3 protein-coding genes are annotated in these 4125 nt (G+C 63.6%); all 3 read right to left on the bottom strand.

Annotated features, from left to right (window positions below):
* The coding region (locus tag SGJ19_20850; GenBank protein MDZ4782703.1) for a hypothetical protein at positions 1–1501 on the bottom strand (1501 nt) is incomplete at its 3' end.
* 32 nt (positions 1502–1533) lie between these two features.
* Positions 1534–2241, bottom strand: a complete 708-nt coding sequence (locus SGJ19_20845; protein ID MDZ4782702.1) for an Imm52 family immunity protein — start codon at positions 2239–2241, stop codon at positions 1534–1536.
* A 6-nt stretch (positions 2242–2247) separates the two neighbouring features.
* The coding region (locus SGJ19_20840) for a polymorphic toxin-type HINT domain-containing protein (protein MDZ4782701.1) at positions 2248–4125 on the bottom strand (1878 nt) is incomplete at its 5' end.

Here is a 4125-nt window from a genome sequence, read left to right as displayed (position 1 = left end):
TTTCATTTTGGCTGATCGCGAGCCCGCGACCAATGGAATACCTTGTCCCTGGAAATGCAGCCTTCGCATGAATGTGGTGCCCGCCGACTTTGGAGTAAGCGCCGACGCCGCATGTATTGTGCACCAGCGTGCCAGACTCGGCCACTCGGTACACATGCTCGGTCGTCTCCAGATTGTACAGCAGTCCGCTGTACGGGACACGCGTCACCGACGCGATGCTTGCATCGCCGTCCAACGTGTCGAGTCGCTCGCCGGTTTTGAGTTCACCAGCGGGGATAAAGTCGTCGCGATCGGTCGACCAATACGGATGGTTCGACGTGACGCGCGTGGCGGTTGCCTGGCCGTCGAGGCGAAGCTCGACGATTTCGCCGCCAACCACTTCATGGCGGAACTGCCCCGTCACGACGGCGCCGTGGCCATAGTCAATCTTTGGACACGGCAGAACTTCCAGCACTTCGGCGTCGCCAACGGCACCCATCTCCGGCAGGTCGAGGAAAATCTCGCCGCCGACTTGGGCTTCCTGGATTTCCAGCCACTCAGCGGGCCGCAGCAGATTGATCCAATGCAGCCCGCCGTCGTCTTTCTTGAGCCGCAGCCGTACCTCGCGCCACGTCTCCTCGTCCGGCTCGACGAGTTCCACTTCCTCGCGATGCGGATTGCTTGCCGCCACGCGGTCGCCGAGTTGGATGTCTTCGATGCGCTTCGCTGGCGCACCGGTCGTGTGCGAGACTTGCCGAAGCTCGCCGCGCGAGGTCGCGGCTGCTGAGGCGGTATTTGGCGTCGCAGAAGTTGGCGACCCCGCATTGCGAATCGCCGGGAGTCCGAACCAGCAGAACAGGATGGCCAGGGCGACGCCGATGGCGGCGAGTCGCTTTGAGCGGCGGTTGGTCGCGAACGCGGCGACGGCGGCGCGATGGTCTTGATCGTCGTCGAGCGCCTGGCCGTCGGCTGCGTGGTACGGCGATGCGTTGCGCAGCGGTTTGCATTCCGGACGTCGGCGCTGCGCGGGCGGCGCAGTGGTCGGCGGCGGAGTAGCGGCGCAGCGCGTCGTGCGGCCTACGTCCGGCAACGGCGGCAGTTCCTCACGCAGCGCGCGGAGGGCGGAGTCCCGGGCGTCCGCGTTGGCGTCCCGCTCGGACCACGCGGCGAGCGCCTGATCGAACAACAAGTCACAGGCTTCTTCGTGATGCATCTCCACCTCCGGAGCCAGCTCGTCCTCGCGCAACACCCCGTGCAAGTGGTCAATCTCCCGCGGCAACGGCCGCCCGCGCCGCGGACGGCGCGGTGTGCGAAGCGCCGGCTTGCGGCGCTCCCGTTCGCCGGCGCCGCGCACCAGCATCGCGCCCGCGGCGACGAGGGCCAGCGCCGGGGCCAGTTCGGATGTCAACAGCTTCGGTTCGATCGATTCCGTCGACGGGTCGCCGTCGACCAGCAGCGGCGTCCCTTCGCCATTGACTTCGTCGATCGTTTCGCCCGCCACAATCACCAACGTCCCCGGCACGAAGCAGGCGTTGGCGAGTTTGTTGAAGGGCGTTAAAGCCCCAGAGCATCGCGCACTCGTTCAATGTTTCGCGTGTGCTCTGGATTCGCGGGATCGGGAGGTTCTTCTTGGACGACGATGATTGTGCCTAGATCGTCCAATCGCTCTACATGCGCCGCGGGAATCGAATTCGGGAGATCGTATTTTCGATCGGGAAGGTAGAACATCCAGTCGACAAAGGGATATGCAAACGGGCGTGAGCTCTGTGCCTGATTTGAAAATACTGTCACGAAGTCAGGTTCCCACAACTTTGCAGTGAATTCCAGGATTGCGGCGCTACGCTGCCAATCCCCTAGTTCACTCAGTACAACTGGAAAGCCAATTGAAACACTGTTTGGCCAAGGCAAACCGGGCACCTTACAATAGGCACCGCAGTGGACGCTCACGGCTGCCTCGTCCTCATATTTGGTCGCGCCGTTCCATAGCCCAACTCCGAAGCCGAGATCCTCAATCACCTTTCGACCAATGTCCGTGCGGTTGCGCCCGCTCTGCAACAGTTTAGTCAACGTTTCAATACTGTGAACGTCGGTCGCGCGATCGAGCGCTTTTCTTTTCGATCGCGCGCCGCCGAACCAGCGCCGAAAACGCGGTGTCGACGCGCACAAAGCTTCGAAATAGCGGTGCAGACGTCCGGCACAAGCCTCCAGTGACTCCTGGCGTGGCCCCCATAGTCCGTGTGCTTGGAATTTAAGAACTTTCATAGCGAGTCATCGCGAAAACGGCGTAAACACAATGCCGATGCCGATGCCGTTGTCCGAAAACGTCTTTCGTAAGACATCGGCAAACTCCTGTTCCGCGACATGCCATTCGATTCGTTTTCCACCCGCCGCCCTGATCTGATTCTGCGCCTGGTTAAGCAGAGCATTCCTACCGCTCGTGAACCAACTCCGAAATTCCCCGTCCTTGATGAAATTCCTATATCCCAGGCCCTTCGCCTCGAGCAGTACGCCGCGTCGCACGCCGTCGAACTTCACGCCCTTCACGACGTAGGCCATTCCCGCCTTGCCTGTGATCTGCGCCTGATATAGGCGAGAGCGCGCGGACATGGATTCGTTGACCGCATTCCATCCCGGGCGACACGTATCATGCACCAGCACTGCGTCGCCGAGGCCGATTTCGGCCAGCGTGGCGTCGATGGACGCCAGGCCCGGCGGGCCGCGGATTGTGTTGGGATCCGCGACGAAGTAGTTGTGGGCGCCGGCGACTTCGAAGTTGTAGACGGCAACGCCGGCGAGTTTCGCGTCGAACTCGGTCTCAATCAGGATCGCGGTTTCGCCGTTCGATTGCTGGAACTCGTCCCCCGGCGACAGGTTCTTCGCCGGCGTCCAGCCGCGATCGTGGACCCAGAATGGATGTTCGTCGGTGGTTTCCAGCGCACGTTCTTCGCCGTCTGCGGCGAGATAGGTCACGGTGCGGAGGTGGTCGCTCCGCCGTTCGAATCGTTGCGTCACTGTTCGGGCGACTAGCGTCTCGCCCTCGTCGTCGCGGGCGAGCACGAGGTCGCCCGGACGAATCTCCTCAATCGGCTTGTACGCCTGGACGGAAAGCGGGTCGGTCAACGCGCGCTGTCGCAATGCGTCGCGAGCCCGTTGCGGCGTCGCAGCGACAGGAGTTACATGCAGCGCGCCGGCCTCTGGCGAGGATACTCTGGCGGTCCGCGTGCCGCGTTCGGCGTCGACTGCCAGTTCGCTCCAGTTCTTCGGCAGCGCCCACCACGTGACGATCGCTAACAAGCACCAGGCGACCAACGCCGTGGGGTTAGATAAAACCGCGGCGGCACGATGGCCGCGCTGATGCGCCTCATGTTGTCGTGTCGCGCGCTGCTCACCGCGCGCAACGGCTGATTCAAACCTGCTGCCGGCGACGACAATTCGCGCGGCCGGGTTCGGTCGATGTGCCGAGCGGCGTGCAATCGACGGTGACTGCGCAGTAACTGGCGATTCTTCCACGAGTCGTTGCAACGCTTCGGAGCGCGCCGCCAGCTCGCGATCGCGCAACGCGTCGGCGATCGCCGCGGCTTGTTCGATCAACAGAAGCTCGTCCATGTCGGCCTCCGGCGCGAGTTCTTCGTCCTGCGCGTCGCTCAAGAGTTTATCACATCCGAGCGCCCGTTCCATCCGGCGACGACGACGTTTCGCGACGCCAGACGCCGCCAAACCGATCGCAACCACGGCCGCCGCGCCGAGTTCCGCGGGAGACAGACCGGCGAGCCCAGCGATTGTCGCGCCGGTTTCATCCTCGTCCTCCTGATCCGCAGCGATCACCACTGGTGGAACCGACACCGCTTGCTCCGCCGCCAGCACATCCCAGGCGGTCTCGCCGCAAACGATCACCAACGTCCCCGGCACGAAGCAGGCGTTGGCGAGTTTGTTGAAGATCGGGACGTTGCAGGCGGTGGCCGGCACGCGGAAGCCCATCGCGCGACCGGCGTCGAGCACCTTGTCCGTGGCTTTCCTGAGGCCGCTCTGTGCCATCCCCTTGCCGGCGCGAAGCGTGTCGCCGACGGCGTTGGCGGCCCGCGCGGAGCCGGCCGAGATCTTTCCGGCCGTGGCCGCCGCATCGTCCGCCTTGGCGGCCTTGACCGC

The organism is Planctomycetia bacterium, assembly GCA_034440135.1.
Taxonomy (GTDB): Bacteria; Planctomycetota; Planctomycetia; order Pirellulales; family JALHLM01; genus JALHLM01.
Note: the sequence above shows the minus strand (reverse complement) of the source record. Positions and strands in the feature narration are given on the sequence as shown.

What these genes read in the sequence shown, in the direction of transcription:
- SGJ19_20845 (MDZ4782702.1), bottom strand. Translation starts at nt 2,241, where the DNA reads ATGAAAGTTCTTAAATTCCAAGCACACGGACTATGGGGGCCACGCCAG.